The 21,697-nt window shown below is 28.2% G+C and carries 19 protein-coding genes, 1 pseudogene and 1 CRISPR repeat array; of the genes and pseudogenes, 15 read left to right on the forward strand and 5 right to left on the reverse strand.

Annotated elements, in window-relative coordinates:
* The first annotated feature begins 4 nt into the window (after window positions 1-4).
* A complete protein-coding gene (gene cas2, locus ACZ5RS_RS01860; protein WP_464637176.1) occupies window positions 5-310 on the forward strand; it encodes a CRISPR-associated endonuclease Cas2 in 306 nt (101 codons plus the stop codon).
* A complete protein-coding gene (csn2, locus tag ACZ5RS_RS01865; protein ID WP_464637177.1) occupies window positions 307-984 on the forward strand; it encodes a type II-A CRISPR-associated protein Csn2 in 678 nt (225 codons plus the stop codon). Before cas2 ends, csn2 begins: the two co-directional genes overlap by 4 nt.
* A 135-nt stretch (window positions 985-1,119) precedes the next feature.
* A CRISPR array of direct repeats spans window positions 1,120-2,014; the repeat unit is 37 nt; unit sequence GTTTGAGTTATATGTTCTTTCAGTAATTACAAACACA.
* A 92-nt stretch (window positions 2,015-2,106) separates the two neighbouring features.
* Here the strand turns inward: csn2 and ACZ5RS_RS01870 are convergent.
* A complete protein-coding gene (locus tag ACZ5RS_RS01870; RefSeq protein WP_464637178.1) occupies window positions 2,107-3,186 on the reverse strand; it encodes a Gfo/Idh/MocA family protein in 1,080 nt (359 codons plus the stop codon).
* Between the two features lie 29 nt (window positions 3,187-3,215).
* Window positions 3,216-4,415, reverse strand: a complete 1,200-nt coding sequence (locus ACZ5RS_RS01875; RefSeq protein WP_464637179.1) for an ROK family transcriptional regulator — start codon at window positions 4,413-4,415, stop codon at window positions 3,216-3,218.
* A gap of 312 nt (window positions 4,416-4,727) precedes the next feature.
* On the opposite strand from ACZ5RS_RS01875, the gene ACZ5RS_RS01880 reads away from it, so the two are divergent.
* The 12 genes and pseudogenes from ACZ5RS_RS01880 (at window position 4,728) to ACZ5RS_RS01935 (ending at window position 17,671) form a co-directional block, all read left to right on the forward strand.
* Window positions 4,728-5,240, forward strand: coding sequence for a TRAP transporter small permease (locus tag ACZ5RS_RS01880; RefSeq protein ID WP_464637180.1), 513 nt, complete (start codon window positions 4,728-4,730; stop codon window positions 5,238-5,240).
* Complete coding sequence (locus ACZ5RS_RS01885; RefSeq protein ID WP_464637181.1) at window positions 5,240-6,520, forward strand: TRAP transporter large permease; 1,281 nt, start codon at window positions 5,240-5,242, stop codon at window positions 6,518-6,520. The genes ACZ5RS_RS01880 and ACZ5RS_RS01885 overlap by 1 nt, the downstream gene beginning before the upstream one ends.
* Window positions 6,521-6,530: 10 nt before the next feature.
* Complete coding sequence (locus ACZ5RS_RS01890; RefSeq protein WP_464637182.1) at window positions 6,531-7,685, forward strand: Gfo/Idh/MocA family protein; 1,155 nt, start codon at window positions 6,531-6,533, stop codon at window positions 7,683-7,685.
* A gap of 36 nt (window positions 7,686-7,721) precedes the next feature.
* Window positions 7,722-8,717 (forward strand): TRAP transporter substrate-binding protein, encoded by a 996-nt coding sequence (locus ACZ5RS_RS01895; protein WP_464637183.1) that lies wholly within the window; start codon window positions 7,722-7,724, stop codon window positions 8,715-8,717.
* A gap of 143 nt (window positions 8,718-8,860) precedes the next feature.
* Window positions 8,861-9,250, forward strand: coding sequence for a winged helix-turn-helix domain-containing protein (locus ACZ5RS_RS01900; protein ID WP_464637184.1), 390 nt, complete (start codon window positions 8,861-8,863; stop codon window positions 9,248-9,250).
* A gap of 15 nt (window positions 9,251-9,265) precedes the next feature.
* Window positions 9,266-10,069, forward strand: a pseudogene (locus ACZ5RS_RS01905) (ROK family protein); the annotation flags it as partial.
* Window positions 10,070-10,358: 289 nt separating this feature from the next.
* Window positions 10,359-11,387, forward strand: a complete 1,029-nt coding sequence (locus tag ACZ5RS_RS01910; protein WP_464637185.1) for a galactose ABC transporter substrate-binding protein — start codon at window positions 10,359-10,361, stop codon at window positions 11,385-11,387.
* 74 nt (window positions 11,388-11,461) lie between these two features.
* Window positions 11,462-12,964, forward strand: coding sequence for a sugar ABC transporter ATP-binding protein (locus ACZ5RS_RS01915; RefSeq protein ID WP_464637186.1), 1,503 nt, complete (start codon window positions 11,462-11,464; stop codon window positions 12,962-12,964).
* An 11-nt stretch (window positions 12,965-12,975) separates the two neighbouring features.
* The gene (gene mglC, locus ACZ5RS_RS01920; RefSeq protein WP_464637187.1) at window positions 12,976-14,001 is read left to right on the forward strand and encodes a galactose/methyl galactoside ABC transporter permease MglC; all 1,026 of its coding nucleotides are present in this window, start codon (window positions 12,976-12,978) and stop codon (window positions 13,999-14,001) included.
* 10 nt (window positions 14,002-14,011) lie between these two features.
* Window positions 14,012-14,986: an aldose epimerase family protein gene (locus ACZ5RS_RS01925; RefSeq protein WP_464637188.1), complete on the forward strand. Its 975-nt coding sequence runs from the start codon at window positions 14,012-14,014 to the stop codon at window positions 14,984-14,986.
* Window positions 14,987-15,002: 16 nt separating this feature from the next.
* Window positions 15,003-16,382: an alpha-galactosidase gene (gene melA, locus ACZ5RS_RS01930; RefSeq protein WP_464637189.1), complete on the forward strand. Its 1,380-nt coding sequence runs from the start codon at window positions 15,003-15,005 to the stop codon at window positions 16,380-16,382.
* A gap of 14 nt (window positions 16,383-16,396) precedes the next feature.
* On the forward strand, window positions 16,397-17,671 hold the full coding sequence (locus ACZ5RS_RS01935; protein ID WP_464637190.1) for a family 4 glycosyl hydrolase: 1,275 nt from the start codon (window positions 16,397-16,399) through the stop codon (window positions 17,669-17,671).
* 46 nt (window positions 17,672-17,717) lie between these two features.
* Here the strand turns inward: ACZ5RS_RS01935 and ACZ5RS_RS01940 are convergent, their stop codons facing one another.
* Window positions 17,718-18,206 (reverse strand): glycosyl-4,4'-diaponeurosporenoate acyltransferase CrtO family protein, encoded by a 489-nt coding sequence (locus ACZ5RS_RS01940; RefSeq protein ID WP_464637191.1) that lies wholly within the window; start codon window positions 18,204-18,206, stop codon window positions 17,718-17,720.
* Window positions 18,207-18,218: 12 nt separating this feature from the next.
* A complete protein-coding gene (locus ACZ5RS_RS01945) occupies window positions 18,219-19,298 on the reverse strand; it encodes a glycosyltransferase family 2 protein (RefSeq protein ID WP_464637192.1) in 1,080 nt (359 codons plus the stop codon).
* A gap of 99 nt (window positions 19,299-19,397) precedes the next feature.
* Here ACZ5RS_RS01945 and ACZ5RS_RS01950 point away from each other — a divergent pair, with 99 nt between their 5' ends.
* Window positions 19,398-21,002: a phytoene desaturase family protein gene (locus ACZ5RS_RS01950; protein ID WP_464637193.1), complete on the forward strand. Its 1,605-nt coding sequence runs from the start codon at window positions 19,398-19,400 to the stop codon at window positions 21,000-21,002.
* Here ACZ5RS_RS01950 and ACZ5RS_RS01955 read toward each other — a convergent pair.
* On the reverse strand, window positions 20,982-21,482 hold the full coding sequence (locus tag ACZ5RS_RS01955) for an HD domain-containing protein (protein ID WP_464637194.1): 501 nt from the start codon (window positions 21,480-21,482) through the stop codon (window positions 20,982-20,984). The genes ACZ5RS_RS01950 and ACZ5RS_RS01955 overlap by 21 nt on opposite strands.
* Between the last annotated feature and the right edge of the window lie 215 nt (window positions 21,483-21,697).

The following is a 21,697-nucleotide window of genomic DNA, read 5'->3' on the forward strand; positions in this document are numbered from 1 at the left end:
ATTTATGAGATTAATATTAGTCTTTGATCTTCCAACACTAACAATAGAACAAAGAAGAGATTATCGAATATTTAGAAAATGGTTGATAAAAGAAGGATTTATTATGCTCCAAGAATCTGTATATTCCAAATTAGCCTTAAATAATAATTCATCAAAACTCATAATAGAAAATGTTAAAAAGCACAAAACACTTGAGGGAAGTATTCAGATATTTGAAATAACAGAAAAAGAATTTAATAATAGAGAAATTATAGTAGGAACTTCACAAAATGAAGTGCTTGATACAATGGAAAAAGTAGTTATAATATGAAAATTAGATTAGTAAATGAACCATTAGATTTATTTATAGATAATGTTGACATTACATTTAACATATTAGTTATTGAATCAAAAACATTACTTTATAATATTATACAAGATTTAAATAATCAAATTAATAATGGATATGGTGATTTTGTATTATCTATTGACGATAATCCTATTGAAATAAAAGATAATCTTGAACTAATTATTAATCCATTTAATATTGATATAAATAATAAAAAAGTATTATTAGCTATTCAAAAGCTTGCTATGTCAGAGGCAAAAAATGAAATACATTATTCTAAAACTAATAGAATTATTTCATTAATCGAAGAATATGCACAAAATATTGCTTTTACTTTTAATGGAAATATTGCTCCAAAAACAGAAATAACAAGTGACAATATTATAAAAATGATTAATTATCAAGTTGATACTTTTAGTACTAATTTCTATGAAAATTTGTTTGAATATTTATTGAATTCAAATAAATATCTTAATACACAAGTTTTTTGTTTTATTAATCTTTTTAATTATTTAGAAAACGAGCAAATTGATGAATTAATAAATTCATGCATTAACTATGATATTCATGTAATTTTTATTGAAGCTTCAGATATAAATTATAAAAATAAAAACTGTAAAAAATTAATAATAGATTCAGATTTTTGTCAGATTTAGCGTAGGAAAAGCTGTGATAATATGTTATAATTCAAATATAAAAAGAAAGGACAATTATGAAAAAATTCAAATATTCATCATTTACTAATTATTTACCTAATATAAAATTAAATAATTACGGTAAACAGATGTTATGTTTGAGTTATATGTTCTTTCAGTAATTACAAACACAATCTGTTCTTCTTCTAGTCCAGGAGGAAGGTTTGAGTTATATGTTCTTTCAGTAATTACAAACACAAATACCAACGTTCACCCCATGTTTGAGCTGTTTGAGTTATATGTTCTTTCAGTAATTACAAACACATAGATCAATCGGAAACATCTTACTTGAAAGTTTGAGTTATATGTTCTTTCAGTAATTACAAACACAAAAGTATTTGCAAACTTTTTGACGATAATGTTTGAGTTATATGTTCTTTCAGTAATTACAAACACAAGATAATAATAAATGTTGGTCGCTATCTGGTTTGAGTTATATGTTCTTTCAGTAATTACAAACACGATTACTATTTAGTAGCCGATACAGTTAATGTTTGAGTTATATGTTCTTTCAGTAATTACAAACACTTTAACATTGATTTCATGATTAAGACTATTGTTTGAGTTATATGTTCTTTCAGTAATTACAAACACAGCGAACTCGCTAGCTCTGTCTAATATCTCGTTTGAGTTATATGTTCTTTCAGTAATTACAAACACATCAAGTTTCTGACTCGGAGAAGCTTCTATGTTTGAGTTATATGTTCTTTCAGTAATTACAAACACAGAAAAACATAAAAAATCATCTAAAGATCTGTTTGAGTTATATGTTCTTTCAGTAATTACAAACACCAGTCCACTGTGAGTAAATACATCTGTTCCGTTTGAGTTATATGTTCTTTCAGTAATTACAAACACTTAAAAATAAAGGTTCGTTAATGCTATCTTGTTTGAGTTATATGTTCTTTCAGTAATTACAAACACTAGTTGGTTCTTAGTGCCACTTGCACTATTGTTTGAGTTATATGTTCTTTCAGTAATTACAAACACTGTTACGACTAATTGAGCTACATGGTTTGTGTTTGAGTTATATGTTCTTTAATACCTCTATGAAATAATAATAACATTTCATAGAGGATTTTTTTATAATACGACAGCTTCATTTTGAGCTAGGATTGCTAATTCAATAGATTTAAAAGTATGCTCTTGAGAAATAGCTAATTCAGTTCTATCTAAACAATCTCTAATCATTTGACCAAAGAAAGGGAATCCTACTTTATTATGCACTCTTAAATGTTTTTCTTCTTTTTCATCAACCAATATTATATGATCAGATTCACTAGAAGAAGCAACATCCAGATATTTTCTAATTTCAATATATCCTTTAGTTCCTGATATAATTAATCTTCCATCTCCCCAGGTAGAAAGACCATTGGGAGTAAACCAATCTACAGAAATATAGCAAGGTATATTATTATCTGTAATATAAGTTGCATCACCATAATCTTCAAAATCAGGATATTTTTTATTCTTTAAATTACCAACTCTTGATGATAATAATTTAGCATCTTTTGCTTTTGCATAATATAAGGCTTGTTCTAATTGATGAGATCCAATATCTACAATTATTCCACCAAATTGTTCTTTATTAAAAAACCAATCAGGTCTATTTTTTTCATCCAATCTATGAGGACCCCATCCTTTTATACTAACAACATCCCCTATTTTCCCTTTTTCAATTAAATCTCCTGCATATACAGCAGCTTCAACATGTAGCCTTTCACTATAATATACAAACCATTTTAAAGAAGTTTCTTTAACTTTTTTTCTAGCTAAATCAACTTGTTCTTGAGTTGTAAAAGGAGGTTTATCAGAGAAAAAATCTTTTCCATGATCTAAAGTTTTTAAACCTATTAAATATCTTTCATTAGGAATTGCTGAGGTTGCAATAAGATTTATTTCTTCAATATTCATTAAAGTTTCTTCATCTTCAATGTATTGAGCAGAAGGGAAAACTTTTTGAAAAGCTTTAACTTTTTCAAGATCTTTATCATAAACATATTTGATTTGTGCACCAGCTTCTAAAAGACCATTACACATACCATATATATGTCCATGATCCATTCTACAAACACCAACTATAAACTCTCCAGGTTTACAAACGATATTTTCTATTCCTTTAGGTGCATAATTTTGCCCATCTTTTTTCTGAAATTCACCCATTAAAGCCTCCAAGCTTTTATCAATAAAATTTAAGTTATTTTACAATCATTGGCTTTTAACTTATCTAAAACCAACTCTAATTTATTATCTAAAACTTGATATGCTGCTCCAACTGCTCCACCAAAGAAATCTATCTGAGTTTGAACTATGGAAATTTCAGTAGTATTATAGTAATCAGAAATTTTATTATTTACATATTCACAATAAAACTTACCATAAGTGCCCATAGGGCCCCCTATAATTATTCTTTGAGGATTAATAATATTAATTAAATCTCCAATAACAACACATAAAGGATCAGCAACTTTTTTAACACAATCTATTGCTAATTCATCACCTTTATTTGCAGCATTCATAATTTCTTCCATATTTACAGTATCAATTTTATCTAATAGACTTTTTTCATGGCTTTTTTCTAAAGCTAATTTAGTTTTTTCTTCTAAAACACTTAAAGAGCCAACAGTAAATAGACACCCTCTTTTACCACAACGACAAAAAGGTCCATTAGGTTCAACAACAATATGACCAATACCACCAGTGTGAATATTGGTTGTTAATACAAGTTTTCCCTCTAAAAAGATTGCTGTACCAAAGCCATTTCCAACACCTAGATAAATAAAATTATCATATTCTTTTCCAAGGCCTTGTCTTGCTTCAGCTAACCCCATAGTCCTATATCTGTTATTAATAAATATTGGAAGATTAAACTCTTCTTCTAACATTTTCTTTAATGGAATATTAAACCAACCTAAATCAACAGCTTTTACAATAGAGCCATCTTTAGGATCAATAACACCTGGGCTACCAACCCCGATAGCTGGTAAAATATTTTCGCTATATTTATCCAAAAAGAATCTAATATTTTCAACTAACTCTTTATAGAACTTATCAAAGGTCATTGGAGAAATTTCAACTTGATTTTTATCAATTATATTTCCATATAAATCTACAACAGTAAAAAACAAAGAATTGTTTTCAAAACAGGCACCAAGCGCACACCATTTACTTTCATCTAAAACTAAAGGTCTACCTGGACGGCCTCTACCTACTAAAGTATTTTCACATTCTTTTACTAGTTTAAATTCAATTAATCTATTGATATTTTGAGAGGAAGTAGTTCTACTTAATCCTAAATATTTTGCAATTGTAGCTCTGGAAGGACTATCTAATTCCTCTACACTTTTGAGCACATTCTTACAATTAATAAATTCAACTTCTCCATTTTTCATCAACAATACTCCTAAGGTTAAAAATATTTTGTCATCTATTCTTACAAAAAGTCAAGAATTATTTAGAATATTTTTAGGTAAATTTCATTAGTTAATTATATTCTAAAAAACGATATATAACAATTATTATATTATCCTAATGGCGTTTATTTACAAATTATGTCAAAAACAAGCGCTTAAACAAGTAATTTTTCTCTTATTATAATATAAAAGTCATAATAATTATTTTTTATCATTGACAACATATAAAATTATTATATAATAGCATTTTGTAAGATACTTTTACAAATTACTAACTTCATTGGGGTAAAAATGAAACAAATTTATAAAATCATAGATAAAATCCGCTCTTACATGATTATTGGAATATCAACATTAACAATAACTTTGTGCTTATTACAAATCATATTAAGATATTTTACTTTCATTTCTTTAAGACCATTTGCATGGGGAGATGAAATAATTCGTTTAAGTAGTATTTGGATTATATTTCTAGGAATAAGTATTGGAATAAAAGAAAATGCACACTTCTTTGTAGATTTCTTTTTAAATAAGATTAAAAGCAAAAAAATATTAAATATTGTTCAATTAATTACTGATGTAATAGTAATAATTATTTTTGCAATTATTAGTTTTGAAGGATTTAAATATGCTCTATCAAATACTACAAGCATGTTACAAAATGTAGATATTTCTATGTCACTTTTCTACATCTCTATTCCAATTGGAAGTTGTTTATGCATTTTTGAATACATTTTAAAAATGATATATGGCCCAAATTACAAAAACATCCTATTAAACACATCAACAGAAGGAGATAACTAATGTTTCAAATTTTTGCAATCTTCGCGCTATTATTATTCTTAATTTTTATAGGGTTCCCTATTTTTATTGCGCTAATAACTACTACAGCAACTTTCATGTTAATAATGGATTTACCATTTAATTTAATAGTTATTAAAATGTTTGGAAGTGTTAATTCGTTTTCATTAATGGCAATTCCTTTCTTTATTATTGCTGGAAATATAATGAATAAAGCTGATATTACAGACAAAATTGTTACCTTATCCGATTCTTTAGTTGGTCAATTTAAAGGTGGTTTAGGTCATGTTAATATTTTAGCAAGTATGTTCTTTGGAGGAATCCAAGGCTCTGGTATAGCTGATGCATCAGCTATTGGGGGTATGTTAATTCCAGCAATGGAAAAACAAGGCTACGAAACAGATTATGCTGTTGCAGTAACAGCTGGATCTTCTATGCTTAGCCCAATAATTCCACCTAGTATTGCTATGATTCTTTACTCATTCTACACAGAAATTCCTGTCAGTAAGTTATTCTTAGGGGGTATTCTTCCTGGTTTTATAATTGCAGCTCTAATGATGATAGTAAATAGACTTGAATACAAAAAAAGAAAATATAATATTCCAACTCACAAATTTTCACTTAAGGTATTAATCAAAAGCACAAAAGAATCAATTGGTGCATTAATGATGCCTCTCATCATTATAGTAGGGATTGTAAGTGGAGTAGTAACAGCAACAGAAGCTGGTGTTATAGCAATTGCCTATGGCCTATTATATGGATTTGTTTTTACAAAAAAATTAAAAGTATCAGATTTACCAGACATTTTAGTAAAGTCAGCAATTACTACTGCTGTAGTAATGATTACTATATCAGCAGCTGGTGCATTATCTAATGTTTTAGTTAGAATGAGATTCCAAAACTCTGTTGCAAACTTTGTTGTAAATGTTATTGCTAATAAATACTTAGGAACTCTTTTCTTAATGCTTGTAATTATGATTTTGGGAATGTTCTTAGACCCAACAGTATTAATAGCTATGTTATCAACAACTATATTAACCATTGGAACACAATTTGGGTTTGATCCAGTTTTCTATGGAGTAATTTTAGTTATATTAATGCAAGTTGGAGCAATTACACCTCCTGTTGGATCGTTTTTATTTGTATCCTGTGGGGTTGCAAAACTACCAATAGACAAAGTTGTAAAACCACTTATCCCATACATTTTATCAGTAATAGCTATTGTTTTACTTAGCTTCTTTGTACCAAGTTTAATAACTTTCTTACCAAATTTAATTAGTTAAAGGAAAAAATATGATCAATATAGGAATAATTGGAACAGGCGCAATTGCGAGAATACATATAGATAGTTATAAAAAATTCCCTAAACTATGTAGAATTGCAGCAATTTGTGACACTGTAGAAGAAAAAGCAATTGAAATATCAAAAGAAAAAGAACTTGATGTAAAGATTTACACTGATGTAAATCTTATGATGAAGGACAGTGAAATTGATGCAGTATCAATTTGTTTACCTCCAAGTTTACATAGTAAATTTTCAATTCTTGCTTTAAATAATAAGAAAAATGTTCTTTGTGAAAAGCCTATGGCAACATCAATCGAAGAATGTGATTTGATGATTGATGCAGTAAATAGAAATAAAAAAATATTATCAATTGTTAGTCAAAATAGATATAAAGATGAAATTAATAAAGTTAATCAAATCTTAAAATCAAATAAGATTGGCAAAGTCCACTATGCTAACTTTAACTCTTTATGGTGGAGATCAGATATTTATTACCACTTAAAATATAGAGGTACATGGGAAACTGATAATGGTGGTTGTACCATGAATCATTCAATCCATTATATAGATTTAATGGTAATGCTATTTGGTATGCCAAAATCAGTATTAGCATATTTTAATAATCTTAATCACCCAAATAGTGAATGTGAAGATATCTCAATTGCAATATTTGAATATGAAGATAAAGTAATTACATTTAATTCTTCTTTAGTATCTCATGGAGAGCAACAATCTATAACAATTGATGGAGAAGAAGCTCAAATAAACATCCCTTGGAAAGTTAATGCTTCTAAATCTTTAGCAAATGGATTTCCTACACAAAATAATGATAAAGAAATTGAGATTAATAAAATTTATTCTTCAATAGAAAATCTAGAGGAAATAGAACATGATGCTCAAATTAAGCATTTCTTATTAGCCATCAATGATTTAACTTCTCCATATATAAGTGAAGTTGATGGCAAAAAACCAGTTGAAATTGTAATGGGAATATATAAGTCGGCTCAAGAAGGAAAGAAAGTAACATTCCCTATTGAAAAAGATGATGTTTATTACAAAAAAGAAACAATGATTAAAGAAATAAATAGATTCAATAAAAAAGAAATATTTCTTGATGCATTACCAAATATCGAAATTAGTTTAGGAAGAAATTTTTCTAAATAAAAAAATAATTTGTATAACCAAGCATGGAGGTTTTGAATGAAAAAATTTAATCTATTAGTTTTACTATTAAGTATTACTTTAATTACACCTATCTTTGCTCAAGGACAATCTGAAGGAAGTTCTAAAACTTATAAACTAAGAACTTCAACTAACCTTGCTGCAACAGGTACAATCGGAAGAAGTTTAACAAAATTTGTTGAACTAGTTAATGAAAAGAGTGATGGAAGAATTGAAGCAACTGCTAACTTCGGTTCAGAATTAGGTAACCAATCAGAACAAGTTGAAATGTGTAGAACAGGTTCATTAGAAATGGTTGTTGCTGCTCCTGGTACAGGTCCTGGGACTTGGGTTCCTGAATTAATGATGTTCGAATTCCCTTACCTATTTAAAGACAATGCTCACTATAGAAGAGCACTAAAGTCTATGGAAGACGTAGTTAGTGATTTAGTAAAACCTTATGGTATGATTGCTAGAGCTGGTATGTCTCAGGGTTCAAGAGATATGTTAACAAAAGAACCTATTAGAAAAATTGAAGATATTAAGAACGTAAAAATGAGAGGTCCAAACTCTGTTTATATTAGTATGTTTGATAGCTTAGGTGCTGCTGGAACTACTATGGACTGGAATGAAATCTATACAGCCCTTAGCGCTGGTGTTATCGATGGTATGGAAGCTTCCCCAAGTATGATTTATTCAATGAAATTTCATGATAATGCTAAATATTTAACAATTACTGACCATATTATTGCTTGTACTTATTACTTCTTTAATGCTGAATGGTATGATAGTTTACCAGCTGATTTAAGAGCAATCGTTGATGAATGTGCTGATGAAGCTGTAGCTTTCCAAGCTCAAATTGATGATAAAGACCAAATTGATGCTCTTGAAGCTATGAAAGCTGAAGGTGTTACTGTAATTGAATTACACGACAAAGATAAATGGGTAGAAGCTTGTAAACCAATGCTTGATGAATACAGAGCAAAAGGTGAAAACTGGAATTCATTTATTGATGCTTTAACCGCTATCGAATAAACAGTTTACAAACATAATATACATTTAAAGGCTTTCATTATTGGAAGCCTTTATTTTACTAATAATCATTTAATAAAAAATTTTAAATCCAAAATTAAAAAAAAATCTATCATTTTATTAATTACTTAGTTATTATATAGCTTATGAGATATAAAAACAATTCATTAGTTCAAAACAGAAATCGAAGAAAAATATTAAAGAAAGTTTGGGAAGAAAAATCAATTTCTAGATCAGATCTCGCAAAACAACTAAAAATTACACCCGCAACAGTATCTTCAAATGTCGCTGAACTTGAAAAAATGAATTTTATTAGATTGGGAACCGAAGGAGAATCTTCTGGAGGAAGAAAACCAATCATGCTTGAAATAAATGAAGCTTCATTATTATGTATAGGTATTACAGTCAAAAAAACTGAAGTAGTATCTGCATTAGTAAATCTTAAAGGAATTTCAAAGTTAACAAAAACAAAAAAATACCCTCTACCAATTACTAAAGAACATATTTTTGAAACTATAATTGAATCAATAAAATAATTAAAAAATACCCTTAATAATAACACTCAAAGAATCTTAGGAATTGGAGTAGGATTCCATGGTATTGTGAATTATGACTCTGGTATTTCTATATACGCTCCAGCATTTAATTGGAGATATGTAAATATAAAAGCCCTACTTGAGAAAATTTTTAAAATCCCTGTAATTGTAGACAATGATGCTAGAGTAATGGTATTAGCAGAAAAATGGTTTGGAAAATATCGAAGCATAAAAAATTTAATATTTGTCAGCTTAGATTCTGGTGTTGGTAGTGGAATATTAATTGATGGAAAAATCTTTAGAGGTTCAAACTCCGCAGCAGGAGAAATAGGACATATTAGGGTAAAAGAAAATGGTACAAAATGTTTATGTGGTAACTATGGTTGTTTAGATACTGTGGCTTCAACAAAAGCTTTAATCAATGATGTTGTTACTCAAATTAATTTAGGCTACCCTACTATTATAACCTCAATGGTTGATAAAAACTTAGATAATATTAATTATGAAATAATCGATAAGGCTGCAAGAGAAAATGATGAAGTAGCTATTAGAGCTTTTAATTCTATTGGAGCATATGTAGGTACAGCTTTAGCTGATATTGTTAACGTCTTTAATCCTGAAGCAATTATAATTGGTGGAATAATATCATCTTCTTGGCAATTTATTGAAAAACAAATTACAGAAACAGTACAAAAACAATCGATGACAGAATGCTATAGAGGATTAAAAATTCTCAAATCTTCATTCCCTGGCAGCTGTGGGCAAATTGGTGCAGCAGCACTTGTCTTAAATAAAATTCTAGAAGAAGATTTCTTATAATAAAAATTTAAAAGTCACTAAAAATTATGTTTTTATAAATACTTTTTTTAATAATTAAAATTAGTTCATTTACTCTCTAATTCTTTATATTTGATTTATAATATTTAAATATCTTACATTATTTTCTTGTAATATAAAGAATTATACTCAAATATAAATTTTTATAAAAATAAACTTGCGCGATAATAAATACAATGGTATCATATTTTTAGGTAAAAAATATTATATTTTTTTAATTACTTTATTTAATCATTAAAAAAAGTAATTAAAATATAAAAAGGAGTTAACGATGAAAAAAGCTATTTTAATTTGCTTATCTGCCCTATTTATTTGCAATTTTAGTTTATTTGCAAATGGCCAAGAAGAAGCTGGTACCCCAAAAATTGGTGTTACAGTTTACAAATATGATGATAACTATATGTCATTTGTAAGAAAAGCTATCGAAAACGCTGCTACAGAAAGCAATGAAGTTGAATTATTAATCTGTGATTCAATGAATGACCAAGCAAAACAAAATGACCAAATTGATGCTTATATTAATAAAGGTGTAAAAGCATTATGTGTTAATTTAGTTGAACCAGCTGCTGGAAAAACAGTAGTTGAAAAAGCAAGAAAAGCTGATATCCCAATCGTATTCTACAACAAAGAACCAGATAAAGACGTAATCATGGGTTACGATAAATGTTGGTATGCTGGTATAACATCTGCTGAATTCGGTATTCAACAAGGTCAGATGATTGTTGATGCATGGAAAGCTAATCCTGCTTGGGATAAAAACAATGATGGAAAAATCCAATATGTATTATTAAAAGGTGAACCAGGTCATCCAGATGCAGAAGTTAGAACAACTGAACCTATTAGAATTATTAAAGAAGCTGGAATTGGCGTTGATGAATTAGAATTACAAACAGGTATGTGGGATGCAGCTAAAGGTAAAGATTTAATGGAAACTTGGTTAGCAAAACACGGTGATTCAATTGAATTAGTAATTTGTAACAATGATGCTATGGCTCTTGGTGCTGTTGAAGCACTTAAAGCAGCTGGTTATTTCACTGGAGATAAATATATGCCTGTAGTTGGTGTTGATGGTCTACCTGAAGCAATCGAACTAATTAAAAAAGGTCAATTATTAGGAACAATCTTAAATGATCCAAAAGTATTAGGTCTTGCAGCATACAAGATGACTGTTAATGCAGCAAATGGTAGAGATCCTCTCTCTGGTACTGATTATGTTTTCGGTGATAAAAAAGATGTTCGTGTTGCTTGTGAAATTACAATGGCTGGAAATCTAGAAAAAGCTATTGAAGCTTACAAATAAAAAATAGATTCAAAAACAATATATCATGGCACTTTAGTGTCATGATATATCAACCAATTGGAGAGATCTTTATTATGGATAATAATCCTGTATTATTAAAAGTTACAAATATATCAAAAGCATTTCCTGGAGTTCAAGCTTTAGATGGAGTAAGTTTAACTGTTAAAAAAGGGACAGTTCATGCTCTTTTAGGTGAAAACGGTGCAGGAAAATCAACATTGATGAAATGCATCTTTGGTATATATTATGCTGATCAAGGCACTGTAGAACTAGAAGGACAATTAGTTAATTTTACAGAACCTAAACAAGCATTGGATCATGGAATAACCATGGTTCACCAAGAATTAAATCAAGTATCTAGATTAAGAGTAATGGATAATATTTGGCTTGGTCGATTCCCAATGAAAAACAAAATAGTAATCGATGAAAAAAAAGTATTTGAAAACACTAAAGCAATATTTAAAGATTTAGAAATTGATATTAATCCTTTAGAAAAAGTTGAAAAATTATCTGTTTCAGAAAGACAAATGATAGAAATAGCAAAAGCAGCCTCCTACAACGCAAAAATTATTGTTATGGATGAACCCACTTCCTCCTTATCAGAAAAAGAAGTTGCTCATTTGTTTAAAGTTATTGATAAACTCAAAGCTAAAGGTTGTGGCATTATTTATATTTCTCACAAATTAGAAGAAATATTTAGTGTAGCAGATGAAGTCTCAGTTATGAGAGATGGAAAAATGATAGCTACTAAAAATATAAATGAAATAAATATTGATAATGTTATAACTTTGATGGTTGGTCGACAGTTAGTAAACAGATTCCCTAAAAAAACTAATACCCCAGGAGATATTCTTTTTGAAGTAAAGAATATGACTTTAACTTATTCTCCTTTAGTTAGCGATATATCTTTTTCTCTTAGAAAAGGAGAAATATTAGGTATTGCAGGCTTAGAAGGTTCAATGAGAACGGAAATTGTTGAAGGAATCTTTGGCTATAGAAAAAGAGAATCTGGCCAAATCTTTTTAAATGGCAAAGAGTGCAAAAACACCTCCCCAGAAGATTCAATAAGAAATAAATTTGCACTACTAACAGAAGAAAGAAAATATAATGGAATTTTCCATGGTATGAGCGTAAAAGATAATGTAACCATCTCAAACATTGATGAATATTGTAACCTTGGAGTTTTAAATAACGAGAAAATCAATAAAGACGTATCAAAAGTTATAGATTCTTTAAAGGTAAAAACACCTTCAGATAAAACAATAATTAGAAATCTTTCAGGAGGCAATCAACAAAAAGTAATATTTGGCCGTTGGATGCTTACCTCCCCTGACATTCTTCTTTTAGATGAACCAACAAGAGGTATTGATGTTGGTGCTAAGTATGAAATCTATCAATTAATTATAGATTTAGCAAAAGAAGGCAAAGGCATCATTATGATTTCTTCTGAAATGCCAGAACTATTAGGTGTTTCAAATAGAATTCTTGTTATGAGCAACGGCAAAATCGCCGGAATCGTAAACACAGAAGAAACAAATCAAGAAGAAATTTTAAGACTTGCTGCAAAATATTTATAGGAGTTATGAAAATGGTCGAATTAACAAATGAAGATTTAGAAAAAAGAAAAAAACATAGACAAATCAAACAAATATTAATGAACAATGCAATTTATATTGTATTAGTGTTATTAATAATTATCATTACTATGGTTGATCCAACTTTCTTATCAATAAACAATTTTAAATTTATATTTACCCAAGCATCAACAAGAATGATATTAGCCTTGGGTGTTAGTGGAATCATCGTATTGGCTGGATGTGACTTAGCCATTGGTAGATTTGTAGGATTAGCAGCTGTTATATCCGCTTCAATGATGCAATCCTTAGATAATCCAAACATTATATTTCCTGGACTTAATTTACCAGTAATTGTTCCAATTATTTTAGTTACATTAATTTGTGGATTAATCTCATTAGTTGATGGTCTTATTGTTACCAAATTATCTGTAACCGCTTTTATTGCAACATTAGGTATGCAAATGATTTTATATGGCGCAACTTCAACATACTATGAAAAAGTTTGTGGTGCTGCCCCTATTGGTAGTTTAAAATCATCTTTTACTGTTTTTGCACAAGGAGATATTTTTGGAATACCTTTGTTAATTATTTATGCAGCAATAGTTGTTGCAATCATGTGGTTTATTTGGAATAAAACAAAACTTGGTAGAAACCTTTTTGCTATTGGAAATAATCTAGAAGCTGCAAAAGTTTCAGGTGTAAATATTACAAAAACAATTATTCTAATCTATTTAATTGCTGGATTTTTATATGGTTTTGCTGGAGCACTAGAAGTTGGAAGAACAGGTAGTGCAACAAATAACTTAGGTAATGGTTATGAATTAGATGCTATCGCTGCTTGTGTAGTTGGAGGAGTTTCCCTAATGGGTGGTGTTGGATCAATATTTGGAATTGTTATTGGTGTAATAATCTTCCAAGTAATCAACTATGGTTTGGTTTATATCAGTGTAAGCCCATATATGCTTTATATCATCAAAGGTGCAATTGTTATTCTAGCTGTAGCCATTGATGCTCAAAAATATGTAACTCGAAAATAAGGAGAATATGATGGGATTTTATTATGACACTGAAATTATAGAAGGAAAACTCTCATACCTATTAGGCTATAACAAAGAAAATAATGGGGAACATAATGTACTTATTAAAGTATCTCCAACACTTGGGAACAATCTATATTGTTTTAGAGTAGATGAATACGAAGTAATTCATTATGATAGCTATTTTTCACTAAATTCTTATTATACTGGCAACCCAATTCTTTATCCTTTCCCAAATAGATTAAGAAACTGTTTCTATGAATTTAATAATAAAAAACATTGGCATCAGAAAAATGGTATCCCAGTATTCTTACATTCCTTAGTATATGATGAACAATGGGAATGTGAAGAACCTGAAATAAGTGAAAACTATTCAAGAATTAAAACCTGGATTCATGTAACTAAGAATCATCCAATTTATGAAGGCTTTCCTTGGGAACATAAATTGTATGTTATTTTCGAAGTCAATAAAAATGGTTTTGATATTAAATATGAAGTAGAGAACCTATCAAATGAAGAACTTCCTTTTGGAATTTCTTATCACACTTTCTTTAAAAAATTATGTGGCGATGATAATTCATTTATAAGAGTTCCTGCACAACATATGATGGAATTATCTGATGATTTATTACCAACTGGAAAATTATTAGATGTAGAAAATCAAGATTTTGATCTCAGAGAACCTATAGCACCTAGTAAATTAAATCTAGATAACTGTTATACAACCATGATAGAGGATGAAAGAGTTTTTGTTGATTATCCAAAACTAGGTTTAAGAGTTTACATGGATGCAACTAAAGACTTTACACATATGCAAGTTTTCACACCTAAAAACAAACCTTTTTTCTGTGTTGAAAGACAGACTTGTTCAACTGATGCTGTAAATCTAGATAATAACGGATTCAAAAAAGAAGCTCATTTGTTAAGGGTTCAACCTAATGAGAAAAAAGAAGGCACTGTTAATTTCATATATGAATTTAAATAAATGTACGAGGTAAAATATGACTAAAATATCCTTAATTGGAGCAGGGAGTGTTGTTTTTTCAAAACAACTAATGGTAGATATATTAGAATTTCCTTCCCTTTCAAAATGTGAATTCTGTCTTGAAGATATTAACCCTGAGAGATTGGATTTGATAGAAAAAGTAGCTAAAATGTTCATTAAACAAAGAAATAGTAAAGCTACTATTACTACAACAAATAGTATAAATGAAGCAGTTAAAGATGCTGATTTTGTAATTAATTTGGTACAAGTTGGAGGCTTTAAATCTACTCTTGTAGATTTTGAAATCCCAGAAAAGTATGGCCTAAAACAAACAATTGCAGATACTATGAGTGTTGGTGGAATTTTTAGAGCATTAAGAACAATGCCTGTAATGGATGAGATATGTCAAGCAATTATAAAATATGATTCTAAGGCTTATTTCTTAAATTACACAAACCCAATGGCTATGTTATCTCAATACGTTTTAACAAAATACCCAACAGTAAAATATGTTGGATTATGCCATAGCGTTCAAACCACATCCAAGCAATTAGCATTATATCTAAATGTTCCATATAAAGATTTAGATGTTAAAGTGGCTGGAATAAATCACCAAGCATGGTTCTTAAAATTAGAAACTAAAGGAAAAGATTTATATCCTCAATTACAAGAGTTAAAAAATAAAATTGATGAAGATGAAAATTTTGTTCCAGAACATCTATATTCTTGTCCTGCTTCTGATTCTTGGTTTAGAGAAAATTTCAAAGACAGTGCAGTAGATACTTTCATTGGAGATAAAGTTAGATTCGAAATGTTTAAACGTCTTGGATATTATGTAACTGAATCTAGTGAGCATAATGCTGAATATTGTCCTTACTATCTAAAAGATCCAAAGCTAATTGAAAAGTATAAAATCCCGGTAAATGAATATATTAGAAGATGCAAAATAAACTTAAAAGAATTTGAATCTATGAAAGAAAGTATTAAAGCAGGTGAAGAACTACATGTAAATATGAGTGAAGAATATGCAGGTTCAATAATTAATTCAATTGTTAGTGGTGAAAATAGTCAAATAAATGGAAATGTTTTAAACACAAATCTTATAACTAATTTACCTCAAAATTGCTGCGTAGAAGTACCCTGTTTAATTAATAAAAACGGCATTCAACCTACATATATTGGTAAAATTCCTGAACAATTAGCTTGCTACAATAGAACTAATGTAAACGTACAAATGCTTGTTGTTGAAGCTGTAATTAAAAGAGATAAACGTCTTATTTATAATGCAGTACTTGTTGATCCTCTTTGTTCATCAATGTTGGATTTTGATTCAATGGAAAAAATGGTTGATGAGTTATTTGAAGCTCATAAAGATTTAATCCCTTATTTTAATTAAAAGGAGGAGAAAATATGAAAATTGTATTAATTGGTGCTGGTAGTGCCATGTTTGGATTAGGTGCATTAGGTGACATCTTTAAAAGTAAAATATTAGAAGGTTGTGAAATTTCTCTTGTAGACATCAATTCCATTTCTCTTGGAGAAGTAGAAAAAGTATCTAAAGAATATTTAATAAACAACAATCTAAATTATAAAATAAGTGCTACAACAGATAGAAAAGCTGCATTAAAAGGTGCCGATTTCGTTTTAATTTCAATTGAAGTTGGAGATAGATACGAACTTTGGGAAATGGATTGGAACGTTCCTTTACATTTTGGTATTAAACAATGTTATGGAGAAAATGGTGGCCCAGGAGGTCTTTTCCACTCCTTTAGAATAATTCCTCCAATTTTAGATATTTGTGATGATGTAATGAAAATTTGTCCTGATGCATTAGTTATGAACTTAAGTAATCCTATGACAAATATTTTAACAGCAGTATCTAGAAAATATCCTGATTTAAAATTTGTTGGACTTTGCCATGAAGTTTCTTCCTTAGTAATCCATCTCCCAGAAATTTTAAATATGCCATTTGAAGATTTACACATCACAGCTGGTGGTTTAAATCACTTTAGTTGTTTACTAGATGCAACCTATGTAAAAGATGGCACATCTGCAATGAATGATATTATGACTAAAGGTATTCCATATTTTGAAGGAACAAATGAAAGAGGCTTATTTATGCAAATAATTAAGTATTTCAAAAAGATTCCAATTACTACAGACAGTCACTTCAGTGAATATATCCATTGGGCACAAGAAGTTGCTGATCATGCAGGGATTATGGATTTTTACACAAACTATAAAAAAGAATGTCTTGGCCACCAAGTCAATATGTATGAAAGAATAAAGTCAGGAACTCTTCCTGAAGAATATTGGAGAGTAGTTCCAATTATTGAAGGAATAATGAGTGACGATAATCATGAAGAATTAGCAGTTAACATCAAGAACAATGGATTAATTTCTACTCTTCCTCGTGATGCAATTGTAGAAGTTCCAGGCATTGTAAATAAAAATGGAATAACTGGAGTCAATCTTGATAAAGTAATGCCTTTAGGGTTCTCTTCATTATTAAATAATAGAATTGGGGTATTAAGACTTTGTGCAGAAGCTGTAATTCAACAATCAAAAGAATTAGCTCTTCAAGCATTACTGGTGGATACCACAAACAATAGTATTTTACAAACAGAAAAACTATTAAATACTATGATAGATTTACAAAAAGATTATTTAGGATACCTAAAATAATAATACAAAAACATTAACCCTTGGAGCTGATGAGAAATCATCAGCTTCATTTATTTTTTTTAAGATTATATATTTTTATTAATCTAGGTCTATTATAGCGTTGAGCTAAAATGCAAGGTATATTTACAAGCAAAGCATATATAAACATTAATACTATTACAAAAGGAGGACACCAAAATCCAAAAACCCAAAAAGGTATTATTTGAGCCCAATGTGTTATTTCCGCTCTTCCTGTTTGGAAAATAAATTCATTAATATATTTAGAATCATAACTTTTCATTTCTTTTTTTTCAAAACCTTTTTTATGGGCTTTTGCTCCATCAGGTAGAAAATGTTTCCATTTATGAATCTTGAAAACAGTTTTATAAATCTGTCCATTATTTTCCCATTTATGAGATCTTAAAAAGAAAGAATTAGGATTATATCTTTCTAATTTTATTTTATTACAAATTAAAGTAATAGAAATTTGAAGAAGTGGCCAAACAATAAAAAATGATAAAACCATCATACCATCAGATAAATATAATACTTGCACCTTTCTCCTCCTCTATAATTTTCTACCTTTCCAAGTAGTATTTCTAAATAAAAAAGTACTAAATAAAGAATAAACAAAAATTAAAAAAAATATTAATAAATAAAACGGGAACAAAATGCTTACATATATAGGATATGAACCAATTTTTTTAATATCATTATTTAATTTAATTACAGTAATAATATAAAGAATAAATGAACCAATTAAAAAAGAAGTACTCTTTAAGCTTAAAGCTATACCCATCTCTATAGGTAAGCTACCTAAATACCCAACCCAAAAAAATATCATTAAAAATAGTTTTAAATCGATAGCAAAAGAAGCTTGAGAAAAATTTTTTGACCAACCTTCTATTAATTGAGTTATTCCTTTTGGATACATTCTAAATTTAATTAAATCTCCGCCTAAGAACAATTCTATATCAATATTATTGTTCTTGTACAATTTACCTAAATGTAGATCTTCAACTACTTTATCTTTAACCCCTTCATATCCCCCTAATTTTAGAAACATATCCTTTTGTACTAAAAATACGGGACCATAAAAACCTACTGTTTTTTTTGCTCTAAAAATGGATAAAGAAGTTGAACAAATTTGAATTAAATTAAAGAAAAAGGAAAACATTTCATACTGCTTTTTTACGATATGATAAGGTTGAACAGATATTGGGTTTCTATTTTTATCATAGGCACTTACTAAGCTTGAAATTGCATCTTTATCAAGTCTAACATCTGCATCAATGAAAATTAATAAATCCCCAGTTGCATTTTGTCCACCAACCTGACAAGCCCAGTTTTTACCTCTCCATCCTTTTTTTACATCATCTATAAAAATGTATTTAACATTATGATTTTTAATTATCTCACTAGTTTTATCTGTTGAATTATCATCAACACAAATTATTTCATTAATGAGACAATCTTGATTCTTTAAATCACAAAGTAAGTTATCAATATTATTTTCTTCATTGCGTGCTGGAATAACGATAGAAATATTATATTTAAGCTTTTTATTATTTCTTGGTAAAATTGGGAATTTATAAAAAAGAAAAAATGAAATAATAAACCCAATTATTATAAAATAATTATAATGCATAACCCACCTTGATAAATATATTATTCTAATAACAATAAATTATAATTTTTTTAACATTATATCACACAATAGTATATAATATAAAAAAAGGATGGATTTATGAAAAAAAATATTATTATAGTTGGAGGCGGAATTTCTGGCCTAACTACAGCAGCTTTTCTTTCAAAAGAAAACCTTAATGTAACACTTTTAGAAAAAACAGAAAAACTTGGAGGTTTAGTTGGAAGTTTTTTCATTGATGATTTTTTAATCGATGCAGGAATTAGAGCGACAGAGAACTCTGGGGTTTTATTTCCTATGTTAAAAAGTTTAGACATAAATAATATTAAATTCAAAAGGAACATCGTAACAATAAAAATAAAAGACAAATCAATAGCAGTTAAAGATCAAGCAAGTTTAAATGAATATAAGAAAATGCTTATTGAATTGTTTGAAAAAGATAAAAAAGAAATTACTGAAATTATTGATTTGATTAATACAATATCTCAATACATGGAAATTTTATATGGCGTAGATAACCCTCTATTTTTAGATTATAAAAAAGATCAAACATATTTACTAAAAACCATATTACCCTGGATGATTAAATATCATAAAACAATAAAAAAAATTGAAAATCTAAATTTACCTGTTGAAGAATATTTAAAAAAGATTACAAATAATCAGGCCTTAATAGACATGATAATTCAACATTTTTTTAAAGATACTCCAACTTTCTTTGCTCTAAGCTATTTTAGATTATACAATGACTATTATTATCCAGAAAAAGGAACTCAAGAGTTAATAGATGAACTAGAAACTTATATAATCAATAATAAAGCTAAAATACTTAAAAACACTGAAGTTATAAAAATTAATCTAAAAGACAAAACATTAATCACAAATAATGAAACCTTTAGTTATGATCAAATAATTTGGGCAGCTGATTTAAAAACCCTTTATAAAAACACAGATCAAATAAATAGTTCAAATACTGATATAAAATTATACCAACATAAAAAAGAATTAATAAATAATGCTCATGGTAATGATTCAATCTACTCATTATATCTAACAACAAATTTTAATACTGACTATTATAGTGATAAATGCTCTGAACACACCTTCTTTACTCCGACTCTTGATGGATTATCATCAATGGAAATGGGAGAAAAAGAATTATTAGACTTATTAAAACAAAACAAATCAAAAAAACTTATATTAAAAAAATGGTTAAAAGAATTTGCTAATAAAACAACTTATGAAATTTCAATACCAGTTCTTAGAAATAAAGCTTTAGCACCTGATAATAAATCTGCAATTATAGTTAGTACAGTTTTTGATTATGATTTAACTGCATATTTAAAAGAAGAAAATTTATATGAATATTTGAAAGAAAATCTAAATAATGAAATAATTAATTGCTTAAATAACACTTTATTCACTTCACTAAAAGATAATATTATCAAATATCAAAGCTCATCTCCAATTACTATAGAAGAGAGATTTAATAATACTGATGGAGCTATTACTGGCTGGAGTTTTTCATCAACACTCCCAATAGAACATAGAATGAACAAAATGGCAAAATCAATTAATACCCCATTTAAAGATATTCATAAAACAGGACATTGGAGTTTTTCACCAACAGGCCTACCTACTTCTATAATACTAGGGAAAGTAGTTTCAGATAGAATAATTAAATTAAGCAAACATTGGACGTAATAATAATTTCTTACCTAAGTTTGTAAATAACTCATAAGTAGAACATATTTTATCACTAAAACAAACCACAAAACTTTCTTTTGATTTAGGTATAGAAAAAGTTATAGGGAACATATGCTTTAAAATAATATCAATTTCTTTTTTTGTTAAAAGAAGATCTTCTTGTGCTGCTAAAACAGCTTTTGCTGGATGACGACGTAAATGATGTTTTTTATTTAAATCTTCTTTATCATGACAATCATAGAGATAATAATCATGCAATAAAGCACCTCTTACCATTTGAAAGTAATCAACATTCAAACGAAAGAATTTAGAAATAAACATCGAAACATAGGCAACATTTACACTATGACGTAACAAGGAAGTACCAAAATGATGTGTATAAGCCCGAGTTTGCAAAATACGAGTTTTCTTACATAATTGACTAAAGATATCCGATAATAAATCGATATCGACTCTTGTTTTCCTTTTTTTATTCACGCGCTCAGTATATAGAACTTAAAAAGTTATTGCTATAGTCAACTATCCAAATTCTGTTAAAAAAATATTAATTTCTAAATTATACATTTTTTTGTTTCGAAACTTAATCATTAAGCATAATTCAATTAATAGATATTTATAGCTAATTTTTGTTTTTATACTTACAAAACAAAAACAAATAAAAATAAACAAAAAATATTTTTTTTATTTTCTTG

The sequence above is a fragment of the Pleomorphochaeta caudata genome (assembly GCF_055395745.1).

Bases quoted from the DNA above. Each gene is read 5' to 3' on its own strand.
- cas2 (WP_464637176.1), top strand. From the start codon at position 5: ATGAGATTAATATTAGTCTTTGATCTTCCAACACTAACAATAGAACAA.
- csn2 (WP_464637177.1), top strand. From the start codon at position 307: ATGAAAATTAGATTAGTAAATGAACCATTAGATTTATTTATAGATAAT.
- ACZ5RS_RS01870 (WP_464637178.1), bottom strand. From the start codon at position 3,186: ATGGGTGAATTTCAGAAAAAAGATGGGCAAAATTATGCACCTAAAGGA.
- ACZ5RS_RS01875 (WP_464637179.1), bottom strand. From the start codon at position 4,415: ATGAAAAATGGAGAAGTTGAATTTATTAATTGTAAGAATGTGCTCAAA.
- ACZ5RS_RS01880 (WP_464637180.1), top strand. From the start codon at position 4,728: ATGAAACAAATTTATAAAATCATAGATAAAATCCGCTCTTACATGATT.
- ACZ5RS_RS01885 (WP_464637181.1), top strand. From the start codon at position 5,240: ATGTTTCAAATTTTTGCAATCTTCGCGCTATTATTATTCTTAATTTTT.
- ACZ5RS_RS01890 (WP_464637182.1), top strand. From the start codon at position 6,531: ATGATCAATATAGGAATAATTGGAACAGGCGCAATTGCGAGAATACAT.
- ACZ5RS_RS01895 (WP_464637183.1), top strand. From the start codon at position 7,722: ATGAAAAAATTTAATCTATTAGTTTTACTATTAAGTATTACTTTAATT.
- ACZ5RS_RS01900 (WP_464637184.1), top strand. From the start codon at position 8,861: ATGAGATATAAAAACAATTCATTAGTTCAAAACAGAAATCGAAGAAAA.
- ACZ5RS_RS01910 (WP_464637185.1), top strand. From the start codon at position 10,359: ATGAAAAAAGCTATTTTAATTTGCTTATCTGCCCTATTTATTTGCAAT.
- ACZ5RS_RS01915 (WP_464637186.1), top strand. From the start codon at position 11,462: ATGGATAATAATCCTGTATTATTAAAAGTTACAAATATATCAAAAGCA.
- mglC (WP_464637187.1), top strand. From the start codon at position 12,976: ATGGTCGAATTAACAAATGAAGATTTAGAAAAAAGAAAAAAACATAGA.
- ACZ5RS_RS01925 (WP_464637188.1), top strand. From the start codon at position 14,012: ATGGGATTTTATTATGACACTGAAATTATAGAAGGAAAACTCTCATAC.
- melA (WP_464637189.1), top strand. From the start codon at position 15,003: ATGACTAAAATATCCTTAATTGGAGCAGGGAGTGTTGTTTTTTCAAAA.
- ACZ5RS_RS01935 (WP_464637190.1), top strand. From the start codon at position 16,397: ATGAAAATTGTATTAATTGGTGCTGGTAGTGCCATGTTTGGATTAGGT.
- ACZ5RS_RS01945 (WP_464637192.1), bottom strand. From the start codon at position 19,298: ATGCATTATAATTATTTTATAATAATTGGGTTTATTATTTCATTTTTT.
- ACZ5RS_RS01950 (WP_464637193.1), top strand. From the start codon at position 19,398: ATGAAAAAAAATATTATTATAGTTGGAGGCGGAATTTCTGGCCTAACT.